This window comes from Pseudomonas alloputida, assembly GCF_021283545.2.
Taxonomy (GTDB): domain Bacteria; phylum Pseudomonadota; class Gammaproteobacteria; order Pseudomonadales; family Pseudomonadaceae; genus Aquipseudomonas; species Aquipseudomonas alloputida.
The window spans coordinates 4,935,194-4,956,607 of record NZ_CP128540.1 but is presented as its reverse complement, the minus strand read 5'-3'; the positions used below and the strand labels follow the sequence as shown (position 1 = coordinate 4,956,607).

Annotated in this window: 22 protein-coding genes; 12 read left to right on the top strand and 10 right to left on the bottom strand. The window is 62.7% G+C overall.

Translation table 11 applies throughout. The features are described from left to right. Positions 1-148 precede the first annotated feature (148 nt). Positions 149-799: a response regulator transcription factor ErdR gene (gene erdR, locus LU682_RS22990; RefSeq protein ID WP_010952699.1), complete on the top strand. Its 651-nt coding sequence runs from the start codon at positions 149-151 to the stop codon at positions 797-799. A 73-nt stretch (positions 800-872) separates the two neighbouring features. Beyond that, positions 873-1,238, top strand: coding sequence for a diacylglycerol kinase (locus LU682_RS22985; RefSeq protein ID WP_010952700.1), 366 nt, complete (start codon positions 873-875; stop codon positions 1,236-1,238). Here the strand turns inward: LU682_RS22985 and finR are convergent. Beyond that, positions 1,235-2,161, bottom strand: a complete 927-nt coding sequence (finR, locus tag LU682_RS22980; RefSeq protein WP_003252379.1) for a LysR family transcriptional regulator FinR — start codon at positions 2,159-2,161, stop codon at positions 1,235-1,237. The genes LU682_RS22985 and finR overlap by 4 nt on opposite strands. Positions 2,162-2,278: 117 nt before the next feature. On the opposite strand from finR, the gene fpr reads away from it, so the two are divergent. Beyond that, positions 2,279-3,058: a ferredoxin-NADP reductase gene (gene fpr / locus LU682_RS22975; RefSeq protein ID WP_003252381.1), complete on the top strand. Its 780-nt coding sequence runs from the start codon at positions 2,279-2,281 to the stop codon at positions 3,056-3,058. A 142-nt stretch (positions 3,059-3,200) separates the two neighbouring features. On the opposite strand, the gene LU682_RS22970 is transcribed toward fpr, so the two are convergent. Together LU682_RS22970 and LU682_RS22965 are read right to left on the bottom strand one after the other, a co-directional pair. Then, complete coding sequence (locus tag LU682_RS22970) at positions 3,201-3,695, bottom strand: SprT family zinc-dependent metalloprotease (protein WP_010952701.1); 495 nt, start codon at positions 3,693-3,695, stop codon at positions 3,201-3,203. Positions 3,696-3,826: 131 nt separating this feature from the next. Next, positions 3,827-4,426 (bottom strand): Yip1 family protein, encoded by a 600-nt coding sequence (locus LU682_RS22965; RefSeq protein WP_003252385.1) that lies wholly within the window; start codon positions 4,424-4,426, stop codon positions 3,827-3,829. A 263-nt stretch (positions 4,427-4,689) separates the two neighbouring features. Between LU682_RS22965 and ttcA the strand changes: the two genes are divergently transcribed. Further along, positions 4,690-5,514 carry a tRNA 2-thiocytidine(32) synthetase TtcA gene (gene ttcA / locus LU682_RS22960; RefSeq protein ID WP_010952702.1) on the top strand — a complete coding sequence of 275 codons (825 nt, stop codon included), beginning with the start codon at positions 4,690-4,692 and terminating at the stop codon, positions 5,512-5,514. Positions 5,515-5,518: 4 nt separating this feature from the next. After that, positions 5,519-6,190: a DNA-3-methyladenine glycosylase I gene (locus tag LU682_RS22955; protein ID WP_010952703.1), complete on the top strand. Its 672-nt coding sequence runs from the start codon at positions 5,519-5,521 to the stop codon at positions 6,188-6,190. A gap of 103 nt (positions 6,191-6,293) precedes the next feature. Here LU682_RS22955 and LU682_RS22950 read toward each other — a convergent pair whose 3' ends face one another. Genes LU682_RS22950 through arsC form a run of 3 tightly spaced genes read right to left on the bottom strand, consistent with a single transcriptional unit; the run spans position 6,294 to position 7,655 of the window. Then, on the bottom strand, positions 6,294-6,707 hold the full coding sequence (locus tag LU682_RS22950; RefSeq protein WP_010952704.1) for a DUF2069 domain-containing protein: 414 nt from the start codon (positions 6,705-6,707) through the stop codon (positions 6,294-6,296). Then, on the bottom strand, positions 6,700-7,305 hold the full coding sequence (gene wrbA / locus LU682_RS22945; RefSeq protein ID WP_003252400.1) for an NAD(P)H:quinone oxidoreductase: 606 nt from the start codon (positions 7,303-7,305) through the stop codon (positions 6,700-6,702). The genes LU682_RS22950 and wrbA overlap by 8 nt, the downstream gene beginning before the upstream one ends. After that, entirely contained in the window at positions 7,302-7,655 is a 354-nt protein-coding gene (gene arsC / locus LU682_RS22940) for an arsenate reductase (glutaredoxin) (protein ID WP_010952705.1), read from the bottom strand. The genes wrbA and arsC overlap by 4 nt, the downstream gene beginning before the upstream one ends. Positions 7,656-7,740: 85 nt before the next feature. Here arsC and LU682_RS22935 point away from each other — a divergent pair, with 85 nt between their 5' ends. Further along, positions 7,741-8,205, top strand: a complete 465-nt coding sequence (locus LU682_RS22935) for a peroxiredoxin family protein (RefSeq protein ID WP_010952706.1) — start codon at positions 7,741-7,743, stop codon at positions 8,203-8,205. Between the two features lie 35 nt (positions 8,206-8,240). Here LU682_RS22935 and LU682_RS22930 read toward each other — a convergent pair whose 3' ends face one another. The 4 genes from LU682_RS22930 to LU682_RS22915 form a co-directional block, all read right to left on the bottom strand. Then, positions 8,241-8,645: an META domain-containing protein gene (locus LU682_RS22930; protein WP_014592116.1), complete on the bottom strand. Its 405-nt coding sequence runs from the start codon at positions 8,643-8,645 to the stop codon at positions 8,241-8,243. After that, positions 8,642-9,079 carry a hypothetical protein gene (locus LU682_RS22925; protein WP_010952708.1) on the bottom strand — a complete coding sequence of 146 codons (438 nt, stop codon included), beginning with the start codon at positions 9,077-9,079 and terminating at the stop codon, positions 8,642-8,644. Before LU682_RS22925 ends, LU682_RS22930 begins: the two co-directional genes overlap by 4 nt. 31 nt (positions 9,080-9,110) lie before the next feature. Further along, a complete protein-coding gene (locus tag LU682_RS22920) occupies positions 9,111-10,100 on the bottom strand; it encodes a 2-hydroxyacid dehydrogenase (protein WP_049588155.1) in 990 nt (329 codons plus the stop codon). Positions 10,101-10,176: 76 nt separating this feature from the next. Continuing rightward, a complete protein-coding gene (locus LU682_RS22915) occupies positions 10,177-12,930 on the bottom strand; it encodes a response regulator (RefSeq protein WP_010952710.1) in 2,754 nt (917 codons plus the stop codon). A 193-nt stretch (positions 12,931-13,123) separates the two neighbouring features. Between LU682_RS22915 and LU682_RS22910 the strand changes: the two genes are divergently transcribed. From LU682_RS22910 to relA, 6 genes are all read left to right on the top strand, one after another. Continuing rightward, a complete protein-coding gene (locus tag LU682_RS22910; protein ID WP_049588153.1) occupies positions 13,124-13,843 on the top strand; it encodes a response regulator transcription factor in 720 nt (239 codons plus the stop codon). 3 nt (positions 13,844-13,846) lie between these two features. Further along, positions 13,847-15,223 carry a sensor histidine kinase gene (locus LU682_RS22905; protein WP_010952712.1) on the top strand — a complete coding sequence of 459 codons (1,377 nt, stop codon included), beginning with the start codon at positions 13,847-13,849 and terminating at the stop codon, positions 15,221-15,223. Positions 15,224-15,416: 193 nt separating this feature from the next. Beyond that, a complete protein-coding gene (locus LU682_RS22900; protein ID WP_010951808.1) occupies positions 15,417-16,382 on the top strand; it encodes an IS110-like element ISPpu10 family transposase in 966 nt (321 codons plus the stop codon). Positions 16,383-16,696: 314 nt separating this feature from the next. Next, positions 16,697-17,596, top strand: a complete 900-nt coding sequence (gene cysM / locus LU682_RS22895) for a cysteine synthase CysM (RefSeq protein ID WP_010952713.1) — start codon at positions 16,697-16,699, stop codon at positions 17,594-17,596. Then, positions 17,597-18,955 (top strand): 23S rRNA (uracil(1939)-C(5))-methyltransferase RlmD, encoded by a 1,359-nt coding sequence (rlmD, locus tag LU682_RS22890; protein WP_010952714.1) that lies wholly within the window; start codon positions 17,597-17,599, stop codon positions 18,953-18,955. Positions 18,956-19,051: 96 nt separating this feature from the next. Further along, positions 19,052-21,292 (top strand): GTP diphosphokinase, encoded by a 2,241-nt coding sequence (gene relA, locus LU682_RS22885; protein WP_010952715.1) that lies wholly within the window; start codon positions 19,052-19,054, stop codon positions 21,290-21,292. Positions 21,293-21,414: the final 122 nt, after the last annotated feature.

The window sequence follows — 21,414 nt, the reverse complement described above, 5'->3', positions numbered from 1 at the left end:
AATGACGGAGCTGGCAGCCAGGGTGGGCGAGACGGCAGGGCGATTGGCTTGATCTCCCTTGACCGTGCTCGGCATCCTTGGCGCCGATTCCCCGCCGGGCGCTTCCCTTCCCCTCGAGTGCCTGGCACAGAACAGGATCCTTAGATCGATGGCCACATACGAAATCCTGATTGCCGATGACCACCCACTGTTCCGTGGCGCCCTGCGCCAGGCCGTTACCCTCGGGCTTGGCTCCGATGTGCGTCTGGTCGAAGTCGCAAGCATTGCCGAACTGGAAACCCGCCTGAGCGAAAAAGCCGACTGGGACTTGGTGCTGCTGGACTTGAACATGCCGGGTGCCTACGGTTTTTCCGGTCTGGTGCTGCTCCGCGGGCAGTACCCGCAGATCCCCGTGGTGATGGTTTCGGCACAGGAAGAGGCCGCCGTGGTGGTCAAGTCCCGCGAGTTCGGCGCCAGTGGTTTCATTCCCAAGTCCAGCACCCTGGAAGTGATCCAGGATGCGGTGCGCAAGGTACTCGACGGCGAGGTCTGGTGGCCGCCGCAGGCGTTCGAAAAGGTCGATGTTTCGGCCGAGGCCAAGGCCGCCAGCGAAGGCTTGGCCAGCCTCACGCCGCAGCAGTTCCGCGTACTGACCATGGTCTGCGAAGGCTTGCTGAACAAGCAGATCGCCTATGAGCTGAGCGTGTCGGAAGCGACCATCAAGGCCCACGTAACCGCGATCTTCCGTAAACTGGGCGTGCGTACCCGGACCCAGGCTGCACTGCTGCTGCAACAACTTGAATCGGTTGCCAGCAACTGACTGCGTGTGGCTTCACGCTTTTTTGACCCGAGCCGGTCTAGTCTGCTGGCCTTTCTGCTGTGAAGTGACTCACATGACATCGCCATTCAAGGGCCAGACCGGCCTCAAACGCATCTTCAACGCCGCTGGCTACTCGCTGGACGGCCTGCGTGCCGCCTTCAAGGGCGAGGCCGCATTCCGCCAGCTGGTGCTGCTCAACGTGCTGCTGATCCCGATCGCCTTCTGGCTGCCGGTCAGCCGCGCCGAGCGGGCAATCATGATCGCCGTTTGCCTGCTGGGGCTGATCGTCGAGCTGTTCAACTCGGCGGTGGAGGCGGCCATCGATCGCATTTCGCTCGAGCGCCACCCGCTGTCGAAAAATGCCAAGGACATGGGCAGCGCCGCACAGCTGGTGGCCCTGACCATGGTGGCGCTGGTGTGGGGTGTGATCCTGCTTTAAGCGATCGGCGGCAGCACGATCTCGTCACTGCGGGTAAAGCCCGCAGTGAAGTTGCGGCATAGCTCGAGAAACTCACGCATGGCCGAGGTCTGGTACTTCTGTTTGTGCCAGATGAAGTAGAACTGGCGCAGCAGGTCCAGCTCCGGTGTTTCCACAGGTACCAGGCTGCCACGGCGGAAGGCGTCACGCAGGGCCAGACGTGAAATGCAACCGATGCCCAGGCCCGACTCCACCGCGCGCTTGATCGCTTCGGTGTGCTCCAGCTCCAGGCGAATATTGAGGTTGGCGCGGTGATGGCGCATGGCCTGGTCGAAGGTCAGGCGCGTGCCTGAGCCTTGTTCGCGCAGGATCCACGCCTCTTGCGAAAGGCTTTCGATATCGGCGCGGCCCAGTTTCGCCAGTGGGTGCTGTGGCGCACAGAACACCACCAGTTCGTCCTCGACCCACGGCTGAACTTCCAGGTCGGGGTGATTGCAGTCACCTTCGATTAGACCCAGATCAATTTCGTAGTGCGCGACCTGTTGCACGATATGCGCAGTATTTTGAACATGCAGTTTTACCTGGCTTTCCGGGTGTGTCTGCATGTAGTTGCCGATCAGCAGGGTGGCCAGGTAGTTGCCGATGGTGAGCGTGGCGCCGACCGCCAGTGAGCCGAAACCGGATTTGCCGTTGAGCAGGTCTTCGATTTCCTTGGCCTGGTCAAGCAGGGCTACTGCTTGTGGCAGCAATTGATGGCCCAGGGCATTGAGGGCCAGGCGTTTGCCGGCACGGTCGAACAGCTGGCAGCTCGATTGCCGCTCCAGTTCCGTGATAGAGGTACTGGCGGCCGACTGCGACAGCGCCAACAGGCTGGCGGCCCGAGAGACGCTTTGGTGCTGGGCGACGGCGACGAAGACTTGCATTTGACGGAGTGTGAATCGCATATCGATATAACCGATAACACATATCTTGATAATCCAGTTAACAGATATTGTCGCTGCCCCTAAACTATTGCGCAACTGTGCGCTTTGCGCGCGCGTTTTTCTTCAGGAGCCCCATCGATGAGCAACATGAACCACGAACGTGTCCTCAGTGTGCACCACTGGAACGACACCCTGTTCAGCTTCAAGTGCACCCGCGACCCGGGCCTGCGCTTCGAGAACGGTCAGTTCGTGATGATCGGCCTGCAGCAGGACAACGGCCGTCCGCTCATGCGTGCCTACTCCATCGCTTCGCCAAACTGGGAAGAGCACCTTGAATTCTTCAGCATCAAGGTGCCGGACGGCCCGCTGACCTCGCAGCTGCAGCACCTGAAGGAAGGCGATGAGATCATCATCAGCAAGAAGCCTACCGGCACCCTGGTCCTCGACGACCTGAATCCTGGCAAGCACCTGTACCTGCTGAGCACCGGCACTGGTCTGGCGCCGTTCATGAGCGTCATCCAGGACCCGGAAACCTACGAGCGCTTTGAAAAAGTGATCCTGGTGCACGGCGTGCGCTATGTGAACGAAGTGGCCTACCGCGAGTTCATCACCGAGCACCTGCCGCAGAACGAGTTCTTCGGTGAGTCGGTTCGCGACAAGCTGATCTACTACCCGACCGTGACCCGCGAGCCGTTCGAAAACCAGGGCCGTCTGACCGACCTGATGCGCAGCGGCAAGCTGTTCAGCGACATCGGCCTGCCGCCGATCAACCCGCAAGACGACCGCGCGATGATCTGCGGCAGCCCGAGCATGCTCGACGAGACCAGCGAAGTGCTGGACAGCTTCGGCCTGAAGATCTCCCCGCGCATGCGCGAGCCGGGTGACTACCTGATCGAACGTGCCTTCGTCGAGAAGTAAGGCGCAGGCGGGTAGAGGAAGGCGACTTTCGGGTCGCCTTTCTTATGCCTGGGATTTGTGCATTGCCTGTTCCGGCCCTTTCGCGGGTAAACCCGCTCCTACGCGGGGCAGCGCACGTCTCGGGAATTGTACGACCCCCGATCTATTCGACCCGCGTCTCGCCGCTGTACACCAGGACTTCCCGGCACCGCTTGCACAGGTATCGCCGCCCTTGGTGCACCAGCTTGTGCCGCTGCGCGGTAAACGGGAAGTCGCTTTGCGGGCACGGGCAGCGGTAGATGTAGCGGGTCACTGCGCGCCGTTGCACGTCATAGTTGTGGCAACGATTGGGCGGCAGTTCATACACCCCGCGCATGATCAGCTGCCACTCTTCACCATGGGCCTGGATGCGGTCGCCAAACAGTTGGTGGGCAACCAGGTGTGCCACTTCATGGGCCACGGTCTGGCGCAGGAAGTCTTCCTGGTTTTCGCGGTAGAGCTGCAGGTTGAAACGTAGCAGATTCTCGTGCAGGTGGGCGACGCCGGCTTTTTGCCCGCGCAGTTTGAAGCTGACTTCGGGGCGCGGGAAGCGGCGTTTGAAAAAGGCTTCGGCTTGCTGGTAACAGGTTTCGACGCGTTGTTTGAGCTGCTCGGGCATGGCGGGGCGGTTCTCCTGACCAGGCATTATGCCGCAAGCGCAGGTGGCTTGCCGAGTCACCGGTCAGCGCACAGCCAGAGGCCGCCTTGCGGCGGCCCCTGGTTGATGCCCCAGTGTTGGTTCGGTCTGTTCTAGTTGGTGTAGACGGGCCCCACGCCCAGTCCCCAGATAATCACGGTAGCGGCCATGATTGCCACCAGTACTACCAAGCCCACTGCCAGCACCGAGCTGGAGAACAGGAAGCCTTCATCCGACGGTATGTTCATGAACGTCGGCAAGCCGACATACAGCAGGTACACCGTGTAGCAGATGGCGGCAGTGCCGATCAGCATGCCCAGCCACAGGTGCGGGTAAAGCGCCGCCAGGCCGCCGATGAACAAGGGGGTGGCGGTGTAAGTGGCAAAAGCGATGCATTGCGCCATGGACGGGTTGGCATCGTAGGTGCGGGCCATCCAGTGGATGAACGCGCCCATTACCGCCACTCCGGCGAGCATGGCCAGGTAGGACATGATGCTCATCCAGATTGCGCTTTCCATGGTCAGCATCACTGCTGGTCGGTCACCGATCACCCAGCCCACCTGGGTAGTGCCGATAAACGCCGAAACGGCCGGAATCGCCGCGAGGATCAGGGTGTGTGTCAGGTACATGTGGCTGATGGTTTCTTCTTCGCCACGAATCTCCCGCCATTCCTGATCGGGATGGGTAAACAGCCCCACAACGTGATGAATCATGCCGATCACTCCTCTCAATGTTGCCAAACGCCCCCCAATATGGAGCGTAAGCGGCCCGAGGCCCTAACACCGATGCAAGCGGTAATGTGGCCTTATGTCGCAGTATAGGAAGCCGTTACCTACATAAACCGCGCTTTTTAGAGCAAATTGCGCTGTAAGCCGTGCTGTTGATTACAATGAAGTCTTTATCGGAATGCCTACAGCGGCGTCGCGTTTGTGCGTAAAATAGCCGGCTTTTGTCACACCTCGCGGATCCAAGCGCTATGGGCACCCTCTCGGTCAACCAGAACAAACTGCAAAAACGCCTGCGTCGTCTCGCTGGCGAAGCCATCACCGACTACAACATGATCGAGGATGGCGACAAGGTCATGGTCTGCCTGTCCGGCGGCAAGGACAGCTACACCATGCTCGACGTTCTGTTGCACCTGCAGAAGGTGGCACCGATCACGTTCGAGATCGTTGCGGTGAACATGGACCAGAAACAGCCGGGCTTCCCTGAGCACGTACTGCCGGCCTACCTCAAGGAGCTGGGGGTCGAGTACCACATCGTCGAGAAGGATACCTACTCGGTGGTAAAGGAGCTGGTACCCGAAGGCAAGACGACTTGCTCGCTGTGTTCGCGCCTGCGCCGCGGTACCCTGTACACCTTCGCCGACGAAATCGGCGCTACCAAGATGGCGCTGGGGCATCATCGCGACGACATCGTCGAAACCTTCTTCCTCAACATGTTCTTCAACGGTGCGCTCAAGGGCATGCCGCCGAAGCTGCGCGCCGACGATGGCCGCAACGTGGTGATCCGCCCGCTGGCCTACTGCAGCGAGAGGGACATCCAGGCCTACTCGGACATGAAGGCATTCCCGATCATCCCGTGCAACCTGTGCGGCTCGCAGGAAAACCTGCAGCGCCAGGTGGTCAAGGACATGCTGGTGGAGTGGGAACGCAAGCACCCGGGCCGTACCGAGAGCATCTTCCGTGCCCTGCAGAATGTGGCACCGTCGCAGTTGGCCGACCGGAACCTGTTTGACTTCACCAGCCTGAAGATCGACGAAAACGCTACCCCGCGTTTCCTCGACGTGCTGAACATCTGAGCCCATGCGTGATTACCAGTGGTTGCATGAGTATTGCCTGAACCGCTTTGGTTCGGCCCAGGCGCTGGAGGCTTTCCTGCCGCAGCCGCGCACGCCGGCGCAACTGCGCGACATCAGTGACGACCGCTACCTGTCGACATTGGCCCTGCGCGTGTTCCGCGCGGGGCTCAAGCACAGCCTGGTGGATGCCAAGTGGCCGGCGTTCGAGCAGGTGTTCTTTGGCTTCGACCCGGAGAAAGTGGTGCTGATGGGCGCCGAGCATCTGGAGCGGTTGATGCAGGATGAGCGCATTATCCGCCACCTGGGCAAGCTCAAGAGCGTGCCACGCAATGCGCAAATGGTGCTGGATATCGCCAAGGCGCATGGCAGTTTTGGTGCATTCATCGCCGATTGGCCAGTGACCGACATTGTCGGCTTGTGGAAGTACCTGGCCAAGCACGGCAACCAGTTGGGCGGGTTGTCGGCGCCACGGTTCTTGCGCATGGTCGGCAAGGACACGTTCATCCCGACCGATGACATGGCAGCGGCGTTGATTGCGCAGAAGGTGATCGACAAGCAGCCAACCAGCCAGCGCGACCTGGCTCTGGTGCAGCAGGCGTTCAACCAGTGGCATGCAGAGAGCGGGCGGCCGCTGTGCCAGTTGTCGGTGATGCTGGCGCACACCGTCAACCATTGAGCCTTGTGTTGCTCCCATTCGCGGGCATGCCCGCTCCCACAGTAATCGCACCGCACTTAAGGCCTGTGCAGTACCTGTGGGAGCGGGCGTGCCCGCGAAAAATCTAACTGCCTTCGCCCGCCATGCGCCGCTCATGCTGGAACTTCCAGCGCACGTACAGTAGCCCGGCAATGAACAGCCCCAGGCTCACCAGCACTTCAAGCCAGCCGAATACCGCCCGCGCCGGGTCGAACGCCGCCAGCACGCCCTTGATGAAATAGATATTCACCACGAAGCAGGTCCAGGCATGCGCCCGGGCGCTGCCTTTCAGCATGCCTGGCAACAGCAACAGCAACGGCACCAGCTCGATCGCCAGGATCACCTCGACCCTGGCCCCATGCAGGTTGGCGAACCACAGGTTGTTCACCACCAGCAGGGCGATCAGGCCGAAGAAGCATGCCAGGCTCAATGCCCGCGTCAGGCGCAGGCGTGGTACCAGCCATTGGACCGGCGGCAATGCCTTGGGCTTTCTAGCCACGCGCCGCCTCCAGGGCCTTGGCCGTGGTCGCCAGGCGTTGGCCCAGGGCGCGGCACAGGGCGATTTCGTGTGGGTCGAGTTCGCGCTTGCCATCGGCGCCTGCGTGGTGGCTGGCGCCATAAGGCGTGCCGCCACCACGGGTCTCGAGCAGTGCCGACTCGCTGTAGGGCAGGCCCATCACCAGCATGCCGTGGTGCATCAGCGGCAGCATCATCGACAGCAGGGTGGTTTCCTGGCCGCCGTGCAGGCTGGCGGTGGAGGTGAACACGCCAGCCGGTTTGCCGACCAGCTCACCGCCGAGCCAAAGGCTGCTGGTGCCGTCCAGGAAGTACTTGAGTGGCGCTGCCATGTTGCCGAAGCGGGTCGGGCTGCCCAGTACCAGGCCAGCGCAGTGGCGCAGGTCATCAAGGGTGGCGTACAGCGCGCCACTGGCCGGAATATCCGGGGCCACCGCTTCGCATTCGGTGGAAATAGCCGGCACCGTGCGCAGACGCGCCTCCATGCCGGCCAGCTCGATACCGCGGGCGATGTGCCGGGCCATTTCGCTGGTCGCGCCATGGCGGCTGTAATACAGCACCAGGATGTAGGGCGCGCTCACGGCAGGATCTCCAGCACCTTTTCCGGCGGGCGACCGACCACGGCCTTGTCGCCGGCAACCAGGATCGGCCGTTCGATCAGTTTGGGGTGCTGGGCCATGGCCTCGATCAGTTGCGCGTCGGTCAGTGCCGGGTCGGCCAGGTTCAGCGCTTTATATTCGTCCTCGCCGCTGCGCAGCAACTGACGCGGGGCGATGCCCAGCTTGCCGAGCAGGGCCTTGAGGGTGTCCGCGTCGGGCGGGGTTTCCAGGTAGCGCACGATGGTCGGGGCCAGGCCGCGGGCTTCGAGCAGTTCCACGGCGCCGCGGGATTTCGAGCAGCGCGGGTTATGATAGAGCGTGAGGTCAGTCATGTCGGGTCGCATCCAGCTGGGTGTGGCGGCTATTCTAACCGCAGCGACTGACCAATTTGCTTTAAAACTCGAGAAGGATTGACCCATGGCAAGGCGTCTGGCAGCAGTACTGGCCATCACCGCGAGCCTGTTGCTCGGTGGTTGCGGTGCCGATTACGGCGTGGACCAACACGGTAATACGGTTAAGGCCGAACAGATCGAAGGGCACTGGCTGGTGCTCAACTATTGGGCTGAATGGTGCGGACCGTGCCGTACCGAAATCCCGGAACTGAACGCGGCGGCCAAGCAATGGGCGGCTGATGGCGTCAAGGTGGTGGGGGTGAACTTCGATGGCCTGCAGGGGCAGGACCTGAAGCAGGCTGCCGAAACCCTGGGTATCGGTTTCACCGTGCTTGCCCAGGACCCGGCCGAGCGCTATGACCTGCCGCGCAGCGAGGCGTTGCCGGTGACCTACATCATCGACGACAAGGGCAAGGTGCGTGAGCAGTTGATGGGCGAGCAGACCCTGGAAGGGTTGCAGGCCAAGATCAAGGCCCTGAAAGGCGCCTGATGCATTCGGGGCCGCTTTCGCGGCCCCGGCAATCCTCAGCCTTCCTCGGGCCAGAAGCGCAGCGGCTTGCCTTCGGCTGGCCAGAAGCGCATCTGCCCCACCGGTGACACATCCCAACGCTCTACCGTTTCCAGCGCCTGCAGGAAGCGCTTTTCCTGTTCCATCAGCGCGGGTGCGCACAGCTTGCGGGTCTTGCCGACCTTGCCGAAGCTCAGGTGTTCGCCATCGAGCGTGTAAGGCGCAAACCAGTGGTTGCAGCCGCCGTTGCCATAGGCACGGCCGTCGCTGGCCAGGGTCAAGGTCAGGTGGCTGTAGTCGATCAGTGGTCGTTCGCCAATCCACTCCAGCACGTAGCTGCGTTCCTGCTGCAGCCTGGAAGGTTCAGTGGCGCAGCCGAGCAGGCCGGTTGCAATCAGCACGCCGGTCAGCAGATTCTTCACTCGGCGCTCTCCTGGCAACGCGGACACAGGTGTTTTTCGCCACGGCTGGCCCAGCCCAGCTCTGCGATACGGGCGCTGGCAGCCGGCTGACGAGCTGCCTTGCCGAGCTTGGCGTCTACTGCGAACTCGAAGCCCAGCACCGCATCGCAGCGATCGCACTCGACCTGCCAGGTGAGGATTTCCAGCTCGTTGAATACCGGGCCGTTCGCCACGGCCACCCACTGGCCGCGTGGGTTGATCAGGTGGCGCACGCTTTCCACGGTCAGGCGCATGGACAAATCCTTGCTGCCCTTGAGCGTGACCAGCAGGCTGTCGCCTTTTTGCATCGAACCGCCGTTGCCCGTGACCTGATAGCGGCCCGGCACCAAAGCGCGGCACTCGATCAGGGTGTGTTGCGGGTTGAAAAGGGTGTAGCGAAAATCGTGTTCGACCATGGGTCCTCCAGAAATGCCGCGTATCCTAGCATTAACCCATCACCAGGTTCTGTGGATTGCCTGCCGCCCAGCGGTTGATGTTGTCCAGTGTGGTCGCGGCAATGGCATCCAGCGCCTCGCGGGTGAGGAAAGCCTGGTGGGCGGTGATGATCACGTTGGGGAAGGTCAGCAGCCGAGCCAGCACATCGTCTTGCAAGGGCAGGTCGGAGCGGTCCTCGAAGAACAGTTGGGCTTCTTCTTCGTAGACGTCCAGGCCCAGGTAGCCAAGCTGGCCGCTTTTCAGTGCGTCGATCAGCGCCGGGGTGTCGACCAACGCACCGCGACCGGTGTTGATCAGCATGGCGCCGGGCTGCAACTGGGCCAGGCTTTGCGCGTTGATCAGGTGGCGAGTGTGCTCGGTCAGTGGGCAGTGCAGGCTGATGATGCGGGCTTCGCGCAATAGCTCGGGCAGGGGCAGGTAGCGGGCGCCAAGGGCCAGCAGCTCTGGGTTGGGGTAGGGGTCGTAAGCCAGCAGCTGGCAGCCGAAACCGGCCATGATGCGAGCGAAGGCGACCCCGATCTGGCCGGTACCGACCACCCCGACGGTTTTCCCGTGCAGGTCGAAGCCGGTCAGCCCGTGCAGGGTGAAGTCACCTTCGCGGGTGCGGTTGTAGGCCCGATGCAGACGCCGGTTGAGTGCCAGGATGAGCGCCACGGCATGCTCGGCAACGGCGTGTGGCGAGTAGGCCGGCACCCGCACCACGGCCAGCCCCAAGCGCTGGGCGGCGGCCAGGTCGACGTGGTTGTAGCCGGCCGAGCGCAGGGCGATCAACCGCGTGCCAGCGGCGGCCAGGCGCTGCAGCACCGGCGCGTCGAGTTCGTCATTGATGAAGGCGCAGACCACCTCAAAGCCATCTGCCAGGGCGGCGGTGTCGAGGGTCAGGCGGGCGGGCTGGAAATGCAGCTCCAGGGCGGTGCCGCCGGCAGCCTTGGTGAAGCTTTCCTGATCGTAGTGCTGGCTGCTGAACAACAGGGCGCGCATGGTCGAACTCCTTTGCAATGCATGTCTTGGGTGGGTCACTGCCTGTCAAGGCATGCCCAGCGTGGCCCAGATCCCCTCAAGCGCTCAATCTGGCCTGTGCCGCCAGCCGGCTGATCGCGCTGTCCAGTTCATCCAGGGCCTGCTGCGCCTGGGGATTGTCCTGCTTCAGCAAGGTCTCGCTGCGTTGACACGCTGCCCGTAACTGCGGCACGCCGCAATAGCGTGAGGCACCGTTCAGACGGTGTACCTGCTCGATCAGGCCATTTCGGTCATCGGCTGCGCGGGCGGCGCGTATGGCTTCGCGGTCCGTATCCAGGGAGGCCAGCAGCATGCTCAGCATGTCAGCGGCCAGATCTGCCTTGCCAGCGGCCAGGCGCAGGCCCTCTTCGGGGTCGAGTACCTTCAGTTCGTCGCCGTTGGTCAGCAGCTCGGCCTGCGCCTGCTGCGGTGTGCCCAGGCTCAGGCCGGTCCACTTCATCACCACCTGGGCCAGTTGCCGTTCGCTGATCGGTTTGGTCAGGTAGTCGTCCATGCCGCTGTGCAACAACGCGCGTTTTTCGTTGGCCATGGCATGGGCAGTGAGGGCGACGATCGGCAGCGGGTTGCCGCTCTGGGTGTTCTCCCACAGGCGGATCTGTTCGGTACAGGCGCGGCCGTCCATGCCGGGCATCTGCACATCCATCAGCACCAGGTCGAACAATTCTTCCTGCACGGCCTGTACCGCCGCATAACCATTGTTGACGGCCAGTACCTCGGCACCCAGGTCTTCGAGCAGGGTTTTTACCAGCAGCAGGTTGGCGGCATTGTCGTCGACGCAGAGTATTTTCGGTCGTCGCTGGCCGTTGGGGTTGCTCCCCTCGGCCAGCGGACGGCGAGGTTGCACCAGCTCCAGCAAGAGGCGCCGCAGCTTGCGGGTGCAGGTCGGCTTGGACAGCAACTGGCCATGGCCGTTGGGCAGGTACGGGTGGTACAGCGCCTGCTCGGTGGTCGGGCACAGCACTACGCATTGGCAGTGGTAACGCTCGAGCTGCTGATGATAATGGCCCAGTTGCTCGGGCGACAGGTTACCCAGGTTGGCACCGAGCACCGCGAACTCGAAGGGCAGGCCGGCCTGGCTGGCGGCCTGCACCCCCTGCAGCAACTGGTCGTAGGAGGCGAACAGGCTCACGCTGAGGCCGCAGTCTTCCAGCTGGTGCTCCAGTGCCTGGCGCGCCAGTTCGTGGCCATCGACAATGGCGGCACGGCGGCCCAGCAATGGCTGCGGTGGCAGCGCTTCGGCATCGTCATGAGCCTTGGGCAGGTTGAGGCTGATCCAGAACTGCGAACCTTCGCCCGGGGTACTGTCGACACCGATCTCGCCGCCCATCTGTTCGATCAGGCGCTTGGAAATCACCAGCCCCAGACCGGTGCCGCCGGGCTGGCGGGCCAGTGAGTTGTCAGCCTGGCTGAAGGCCTGGAACAGTGTGCGCACATCCTGAGGTGACAGGCCGATGCCGGTGTCCTGCACGCTGATGCGCAACTGCGCGCAGTCTTCGTGCTCGTCTTCCAGCATGGCGCGCACGACGATGGTGCCTTCGCGGGTGAACTTGATGGCGTTGCTGACCAGGTTGGTGAGGATCTGCTTGAGCCGCAACGGGTCGCCTACCAGCGAAGCAGGTGTGTCGCGGTAGATCAGGCTCAGCAATTCCAGCTGCTTGGCGTGGGCGGCCGGAGCGAGGATGGTCAGGGTGTCCTGGATCAGGTCCCGCAGGTTGAACGGTATGCTGTCGAGCACCAGCTTGCCGGCCTCGATCTTGGAGAAATCGAGGATCTCGTTGATGATTCCCAGCAAGTTGTCAGCAGACTTCTCGATGGTGTTCAGGTAGTCGAGCTGGCGCGGTGTCATCTCGCTTTTTTGCAGCAGGTGGGTAAAGCCGAGGATGCCATTGAGCGGGGTGCGGATTTCGTGGCTCATGTTGGCCAGGAACTCCGACTTGATGCGGCTGGCCTCAAGTGCCTCTTTGCGCGCCATGTCCAGCTCGATGTTCTGGATTTCGATGGTTTCCAGGTTCTGGCGCACGTCTTCGGTGGCCTGGTCGATGCTGTGTTGCAGTTCTTCGTGGGCATTCTGCAGGGTTTCGGCCATGCGGTTGATGCCGTGGGCCAGTTCGTCCAGCTCATGGCTGCCCATGGTCGGCAGGCGTTCTTCGAGGTGGCCGTCCTTGAGCTGATTGACCGCGTGCTTGATGCGTTCGATGGGGTCGTTGATGGTGCGGCTCATGCGCAGCGCCAACAGGCCGCTGAGTGCCAGGCAGGCGAGGATCAGCAACAGGCTGGTGAACAGGTTGCGGTAGCCGCGCAGCAGCGTGCCGTCGTGCGACAGCTCGATCTCTACCCAGCCCAGCAGGCGCTCGGCTTCGGCCGGCACGGCGTCGGTGGCCAGGTCGCGGTGGTGGCCGAAAACTGGCATCAGGTAGCGGGTGGCGTCGTTGCCACTGCGCTGCAGGAGTTGGGTGCCGGTACCGCCGCTGGGCGGCAGATTGAGCATGCTCGGGCCGGCGTGGGCCAGGCGCGTGCGGTCCGGGGCCAGAAACGCCACTGCGCGCACATCGGCCTGCTCCAGGGTTTGTGCGGCAATTCTCTCCAGTTGCGCAGGCGCGAGCCGGGCCATGGCGGGTGCGGCCAGGGGCGCCAGTTGTTCGGCGATCATCTTGCCGCGCTGCAGCAGCTGGGTGCGCAGGTCGTTCTGTTGCAGCCAGGTGAAATAGCTACCCAGCACCAGGGCCATCAAGCCGGCCGGTAGCAGTGCCAGCAGCAGTACCCGGCTGCGGATTCCCAAGCGATCGAGCACACTCGCCTCCTCTGATGTGCCTGGATGCCGTCAAGTGGTAACGGCCAAGCCGCGAAGTTACTCCGCCTGCCGCACCATTGCATCTCTTTAGTACGTGTTATGCGCCGTTGCCGAGGCATTGGTCGCAGTGCGGTTGCCTGGCAGGTGGCGAATGCTCAATAATCACGCAATTGAGAATGCATGGCAGTTGCCAATGAATCCTGTATCTATTTACAACACCAACATCCTTGCCATCGAGGACGACCCGGTGCTTGGTGCCTATCTGCAGGAAGAGCTGCAGCGTGGCGGCTGCCAGGTCACCTGGTGCCGCAATGGCCTGGAGGGCCTGGAAACGGCTGGCCGCCAGGCTTTCGATGTGGTGCTGATGGACATCCTGCTGCCCGGGCTTGATGGGCTGGACGCCTTGGCGCAGTTGCGCAGGCACAGCACCACACCGGTGATCATGATGTCGGCGCTGGGGGCCGAGGCGGATCGTATCAGCGGCTTTCAGCGCGGCGCCGACGATTACCTGCCCAAGCCATTCAGCATGGCCGAGTTGCAGGTGCGCATCGAGGCGATTCTGCGCCGCGTGGCACTGGAGCGGCGGCATCAGGGCCCGCTGGAGCAAGCCGGCTGCGGCGAGCTGCAGTTTGATGAAAGGCTGTGCGACGTGCGCCTGAATAGCCGCCTGGCAGGCCTGACCCCCAGCGAATACCGCCTGCTGGACATCCTCAACCGCAACCTCGACGAAGTCCTCAGCAAGCCATTCCTGTACCAGCACGTGTTGCAGCGCGGCTATTCACGGCATGACCGTAGCCTGGACATGCACGTCAGCCAGATCCGTCGCAAGCTCAAGGGCATCGGTTATCACGAACGGCAGATCCGCACCGTGTGGGGCAAGGGTTACGTGCTCAGTGCCAGCGAGGCGGAGTGAACCATGCTCGACCGCCATTCGCTGTTCTGGAAGCTGGCCATCTTGCTGGTGGGCTTCTGCCTGCTGATGATCGGCCTCAGTTATACCTGGGGCCGGCACATGGAAACCCAGAATGCCTTCCTCTCGGAGCCGGCACGCCAGACCTTGCGGGGTTATGCCGCCGAAGCTGAACAGGCCTGGCGCAGTGGCGGGCGGGCAGGGCTGGACCAGTGGGTGGCGGCCATGCATCAGCGCGAACGGGGCTGGGTCGGGGTGCTCGACATCAACCTGCGCCCGCTCGACAGCGCCACACTCAACCCACAGATCATGCAGCGTCTGACGCGCCTGCGCGGTGTCGATTGGCCGATGAGTCGGCGCAGTGTCGACCAGCCGTGGGTGCGCATACCGTTCCCGGGGGCGCCGGAGCAGGGCATGCTGGTGATCGAACTGCCGCAGCGCTTCAATCCGGGCCAGCACCGCTTGCTGTGGCGCATTGTCACCAACGGCATCATCCCGGGGCTGTTCACCTTGCTGTTGTGTGTAGGCCTGTACCGCATGCTGATCGTGCCGCTGAACCAACTTCGCGAGCAGGCCAATGCCTGGCGGGCCGATCAGCTGTCGGCCCGCCTGGACTCGCGCACCATCGCCCGGCATGACGAATTGGGCGAACTGGCGCGTGCCTTTGACCAGATGGCCGAGCGGCTGCAAGGCACGGTGGCTATGCAGCAGCAGTTGCTGCGCGACCTGTCCCACGAAATGCGCACGCCGCTGAGCCGGCTGCGGGTGGCCTGCGATGGTGAAACCGACCTGCAGCGTCTGCGTGATCGCCTGATCCGTGAAGTGGACTGCATGCAGCAATTGGTTGAAGACACCCTGCAACTGGCCTGGCAGGACGCCGAGCGTGCGCCGATGAACCTTGAGCCGATCGAGGTCCACGCCTTGTGGGAGTTGCTGGCCGAAAATGCCAGCTACGAGAGCGGCTGGTCGCCTGCGCAACTGCGCTGCGAAGTACCGGCCGACTGCTGGGTGCAGGGCAACCTCAACCACCTGGCTCAGGCGCTGGAGAACATCTTGCGCAATGCCATTCGCCACTCGCCGGCCGAGGGTGTGGTGCGGTTGGGTGGGCAGCGTGAGGGTAGCTATTGGTGGTTGTGGCTTGAGGATGAGGGTGGCGGGGTGGCTGAAGAAGACCTGGAACGGATCTTCGCGCCGTTTTCGCGGTTGGACGGTTCGCGGCCCGGGGATGGTGGCTTCGGCCTGGGGCTGAGCATCGCCCGCAGTGCCATCCAGCGCCAGGGCGGCACCTTGTGGGCGCAGAATGGCAAACGCGGGTTGCGCTTGTGGATGAGGTTGCCGTTGCATGTGCCGGCCTCTTCGCGGGTAAACCCGCTTGTATGGTAGGACTTGAAGGGAGGAGGAGGGCCATAACTCGCTTCTGACTGTTCGCGCAGTACAGACCGTAGGAGAAATCACCCCTCCTCCTTTCAACACCCAAGCGCCGATAAGGAATGCCTCGCGAGCAAGCGACAATAGAAGCAAGCCTGCGCCAGGGTGTGCCCTTCAAGTCACACTACGCTACAAGGAGCAGCTATTCATGGCAATGTCCGCAATCCCAATCGAAGCTGGCGTGGACACCTCCAAAGATGAACTGGTGATTCAAGCCGCTCCGAATACCAAATCCTTCGCCATCCCTAACACTCCGAAAGCAATCAAAGCCTGGCTCAAGACGCTGCCCAAAGGCTCAGCGCTGGCCATCGAAGCGACCAGTACCTATCACATGGAAATGGCGGAGCAAGCCCATGCTGCGGGCTTCGCGGTATACGTTATCGATGGGCTGAGGCTGAGTAAGTACCGGGAAAGTGTTGCTATACGGGCAAAAACAGATGCCCATGATGCCGCTTTGCTCGCCCGCTTCCTGAGCAACGAGCGGGGCTCTTTGAAGGCTTGGACTCCGCCACCAGCCGGGCATCGTGAGATCCAGGTGCTGCTGCGCCGCCGCGCCAAACTTGTAGCAGTGCGCGGCATGCTGCGGATGAGCTTGTCGGGCGACAAATTGTTTGCCTCAGAACTCAAACGTGTTGAGGAAGTGCTCGAACGCATAGAGCTTTCGCTGGAAAAACAGCTGCGTGCGGTGATCAAGAAGGCGGGGCTTTCCGATCAGATGCGCCGTGTTCAGAGGCTTCCGGGTGTTGGTTTCTTAACGGCTGCCGGCCTGGTGATGTCCTTCATGCGCGGCGAGTTCAAGAACAGCGACGCCTTTGTCGCTTATCTAGGCATGGATGTAACGGTTTCCCAATCCGGTAAATGGGCAGGCAGAGGGAAGTTGAGCAAGCGCGGAGACTCGGAGGTCCGTAGACTCCTGTACAACGCCTCGATGAGCGGCAGTCGAACCGCGACCTGGAAGCAGTATTACGCCCATCACCAAGCCCGGGGGAAGAAAACCACTCAAGCCTTGGTGATCCTTGCACGTCGCTTGGCTCGGCTGGCCTTCGGCCTGATGAGGCATCAGGCCGACTGGAAGCCCGAGATATATACCGGAGGTGCCAAGCCGGCCAGCTGAGGCTGGGGCTGCAACGCAGCCCGCCCAAACTGACGGGCAGTATCCAATGCTGGGGAGAAATTCTCTGGCACGCTGACTCGTACCTCGAGGTTGCTGAGAGAGGCCGATGGCGTTTTTACTGAAAATTTGCCTCCGGCCATAGAATCTCCTACAGGCTTGCGAATCCCCTGTAGGAGCGGGTTCACCCGCGAAGAAGCCAGCACATGTCACACCGTTATAGCTTGTAGCTATATGCACTACAGATTGCGTGATATGGCCGCGAAGGGTTTGCCGGTATGATAGGCACCCCCGCCGTCCGGATTGCGAAATACGCCATGACCTTGCAGTACCCAACCATCGCCGATTGCGTCGGCAATACGCCACTGGTTCGCCTGCAGCGCATCGCTGGCGAAACCAGCAATACCCTCCTGCTCAAGCTCGAAGGTAACAATCCTGCCGGCTCGGTGAAAGACCGCCCGGCCCTGTCGATGATCGCTCGCGCCGAATTGCGGGGCCAGATCAAGCCAGGCGATACCCTGATCGAAGCCACCTCCGGCAACACGGGCATCGCCCTGGCGATGGCGGCGGCGATCAAGGGCTACAAGATGATCCTGATCATGCCCGACAACTCCACCGCCGAGCGCAAGGCCGCCATGACGGCCTATGGCGCCGAGCTGATCCTGGTGACCAAGGAGGAGGGGATGGAAGGCGCCCGTGACCTGGCCGAGAAGCTGCAGGCCGAAGGCCGTGGCCTGGTGCTCGACCAGTTCGCCAACGGCGACAACCCGATCGCCCACTACAACAGCACCGGCCCGGAGATCTGGCAGCAGACCCAGGGCACCATTACCCATTTCGTCAGCTCCATGGGGACCACCGGTACCATCATGGGCTGCTCGCAGTACCTCAAGGAACAGAACCCCGCGGTGCAGATCATCGGCCTGCAACCGATGGAAGGCTCGGCTATTCCGGGCATTCGCCGCTGGCCCGAGGAATATTTGCCGAAAATCTTCGACGCCACCCGCGTCGACCGCGTGGTCGACATGTCGCAGCAGGAAGCCGAAGACACCACCCGTCGCCTTGCGCGTGAAGAGGGCATTTTCTGCGGCGTGTCTTCTGGTGGTGCGGTCGCGGCCATGTTGCGTCTGTCCCGCGAAGTGGAAAATGCGGTCATGGTTGCGATCATTTGCGACCGCGGCGACCGTTATCTGTCCACTGGCCTGTTTGATCCACGCTAAATGTCCAAGAAAAAAAGCAACAGCGGCCTGCGCTTCCAGCCGGCCGGCGGCAATCGCACCCCGCAGGTCCCAGTGGGCAAGAAGCAGCGCCTGGACATCGAGCGCCTGGCCGGTGACGGCCGTGGCATCGCCTTCCTCGACGGGCGTACCTGGTTCGTCAGCGGTGCCTTGGCCGGTGAGGCCGTGGAGGCGCGGGTGCTCAACGCCCGTGGCAAAGTGGTCGAGGCCCGCCTGGAGCGGTTGCTGCAGGCCGCGCCCGAGCGCCGTGAGGCGCCATGTCGCTACTACGACCGCTGCGGTGGCTGCAACCTGCAGCACCTGCCGCACGAAGCGCAACTGGCGCTGAAGCAGCGCACACTCGCCGAGCAGTTGCAGCGGGTGGCCGGCGTGCAACCCGAGGCGTGGGCTGCCCCCCTGAGCGGGCCGGAATTCGGCTACCGGCGCCGGGCCCGTGTCGCCGTGCGCTGGGACGTCAAGGCGCGTCAGCTGGAGGTGGGCTTCCGCGCCGAAGCCAGCCAGGACATCATAGCCATCGACGATTGCGCAGTGCTGGTACAACCCTTGCAGTCCATTTTGCGGCACTTGCCGACCGTGCTGCGTTCGTTGAGCAAGCCGCAGGCGCTGGGCCATGTAGAGCTTTTCAGTGGCACCGCCGAGGCGGTTCTGGTGCGCCACGTCGCGCCATTGCCGGCTGAGGACCAGGCCAGGTTGCAAGCGTTCTGCGAGCAGGCCAACGCCCAGCTGTGGCTGCAAGGCGAAGGTGAGCCGGCGCCCGTGGACCCAGCGGCGCAGTTGGGCTTTGCCCTGGCCCCCTGGCAGCTGGAGCTGGCCTGGCGCCCGGGCGATTTCGTGCAGGTGAATGCCCAGGTCAATACGGCGATGATCGAGCAGGCTTTGGCCTGGCTCGCTCCACAAGCCGACGAGCGTGTGCTGGACTTGTTCTGCGGTCTGGGCAACTTTGCCCTGCCGCTGGCCCGCCAGGCGCGTGAGGTGGTGGCAGTGGAAGGTGTACAGGCCATGGTCGATCGGGCCGCGGCCAATGCCCGGAACAACAATGTGCATAACGCACGGTTTTTTCAGGCCGATTTATCGCAGCCTTTGGCAGGCACCGGATGGGCCGCCGAGGGCTTTTCTGCGGTACTCTTGGATCCACCGCGCGACGGTGCTTTCGAGGTGGTGCAAGGCATCGCCCGCCTCAAGGCCAGAAGGCTGGTCTACGTATCGTGCAACCCGGCCACGCTGGCGAGAGACGCCCAAGTGCTGGTCGGCCAGGGGTACCGGTTAAAAAGGGCCGGGATTCTCGACATGTTTCCTCAGACGGCGCATGTCGAGGCCATGGCGTTATTCGAAGCGGGCTAGCTGACTGGCCCCTTGGTGCGGTTGCCACGGAAGGGCGGCCGCACGGTGATCGCCAGCACACTCGTATGGTGTGCTGCATGGAAAGGTAAAACAAAGATGGTACAGGTGAGAGTGCACCAGCCGGTCAACACTGACGGCAGTATCAATCTCGAAGCATGGTTGGACCATGTGGTAAGCGTCGATTCGGCACTGGATCGCGCAGCGCTGAAAGAAGCCTGCGAGTTTGCTCTTGAGGTAGAGAAAAAGGGCAACCCGGCCAAGCATTCCTGGGCGGATGGTACGTCCAGCTTCCAGGCAGGCCTGGAAATCGCCGAAATTCTGGCTGACCTCAAGCTCGACCAGGACTCCCTGGTGGCTGCGGTCATCTACCGCTCGGTGCGCGAGGGCAAGGTCACCCTCGCCGAGGTCAGCCAGCGGTTTGGCCCGGTGGTGTCCAAGCTGATCGACGGTGTGCTGCGCATGGCCGCCATCAGTGCCAGCCTCAGCCCACGACAGTCGCTGGTGCTGGGCTCGCAGGCGCAGGTAGAGAACCTGCGCAAGATGCTGGTGGCCATGGTCGACGACGTGCGCGTGGCGCTGATCAAGCTGGCCGAACGCACGTGCGCAATCCGGGCGGTCAAGTCCGCCGATGACGAGAAACGCCTGCGTGTCGCGCGTGAAGTGTTCGACATCTACGCGCCGCTCGCGCACCGCCTGGGTATCGGTCACATCAAGTGGGAGCTGGAAGACCTGTCCTTCCGCTACCTGGAGCCCGACCAGTACAAGCAGATCGCCAAGCTGTTGCATGAGCGGCGGCTGGACCGCGAGCGCTTCATCAGCGACGTGATGAACCAGCTGCAGAACGAGTTGCTCGCCACTGGCGTGAAGGCCGACATCAGCGGCCGGGCGAAACATATCTATTCGATCTGGCGCAAGATGCAGCGCAAAGGCCTGGAGTTCAGCCAGATCTACGACGTGCGTGCGGTGCGCGTGCTGGTGCCGGAAATCCGCGACTGCTACACCGCGCTGGGCATCGTGCACACCTTGTGGCGGCATATTCCCAAGGAGTTCGACGACTACATCGCCAACCCCAAGGAGAACGGCTACCGCTCGTTGCACACTGCGGTAATCGGCCCCGAGGGCAAGGTGCTGGAGGTGCAGATCCGTACCCACGGCATGCACGAAGAGGCCGAACTTGGCGTATGCGCCCACTGGCGCTACAAGGGCACCGACGTCAAGCCCAGCTCCAACCACTACGAAGAAAAGATTTCCTGGTTGCGTCAGGTGCTGGAGTGGCACGAAGAGCTGGGCGACATCGGTGGCCTGGCCGAGCAGTTGCGGGTCGACATCGAGCCTGACCGGGTTTATGTGTTCACCCCCGACGGCCACGCCATCGACCTGCCCAAAGGCGCCACGCCATTGGACTTCGCCTACCGCGTGCACACCGAGATCGGCCACAACTGCCGCGGCGCGAAGATCAACGGCCGTATCGTGCCGCTGAACTACAGCCTGCAGACTGGCGAGCAGGTGGAGATCATCACCAGCAAGCACGGCAACCCCAGCCGTGACTGGTTGAACTCCAACCTGGGCTACGTCACCACCTCGCGGGCGCGGGCCAAGATCGTCCACTGGTTCAAATTGCAGGCCCGCGACCAGAACGTTGCTGCCGGCAAGACCTTGCTTGAGCGCGAGCTCAGTCGTCTGGGCCTGCCGCAGGTTGATTTCGAGCGCCTGGCCGAGAAGACCAACGTCAAGACCGCCGAGGACATGTTTGCCTCGCTCGGTGCTGGCGACCTGCGCCTGGCTCATCTGGTCAACGCTGCCCAGCAGTTGCTGGAGCCTGAGCGTATCGAGCAGATCGAGCTGGTGCCGCGCAAGCCTACCGGGCCGCGTACCGGCAAGCGTGGCGACATTCAGATCCAGGGTGTCGGCAACCTGCTGACACAGATGGCCGGCTGCTGCCAGCCGCTACCGGGCGATGCCATTGTCGGTTACATCACCCAGGGCCGGGGCGTGAGCATTCATCGCCAGGACTGCGCCTCGGTACTGCAGCTGGCGGGCAAAGAGCCAGAGCGCATGATCCAGGTGAGCTGGGGGCCGATCCCGGTGCAGACCTACCCGGTCGACATCGTCATCCGCGCCTACGACCGCCCGGGCCTGCTGCGCGATGTGTCGCAGGTGCTGCTGAACGAGAAGATCAACGTGCTGGCGGTGAACACCCGTTCGAACAAGGAAGACAACACCGCGCTGATGTCGCTGACCATCGAGATTCCAGGCCTGGACGCGCTGGGGCGCCTGCTGGGGCGGATCTCGCAGTTGCCGAACATCATCGAGACGCGGCGTAATCGTACCCCTTGAGACCGGGGCGTCTGCTTCGCGGGTAAACCCGCTCCTACAGGATGGATGCAGGTTTGAAATCTGCACCGTACCTGTGGGAGCGGGCAAGCCCGCGAAGAAGCCACCACCGAAGGACCTGCCTG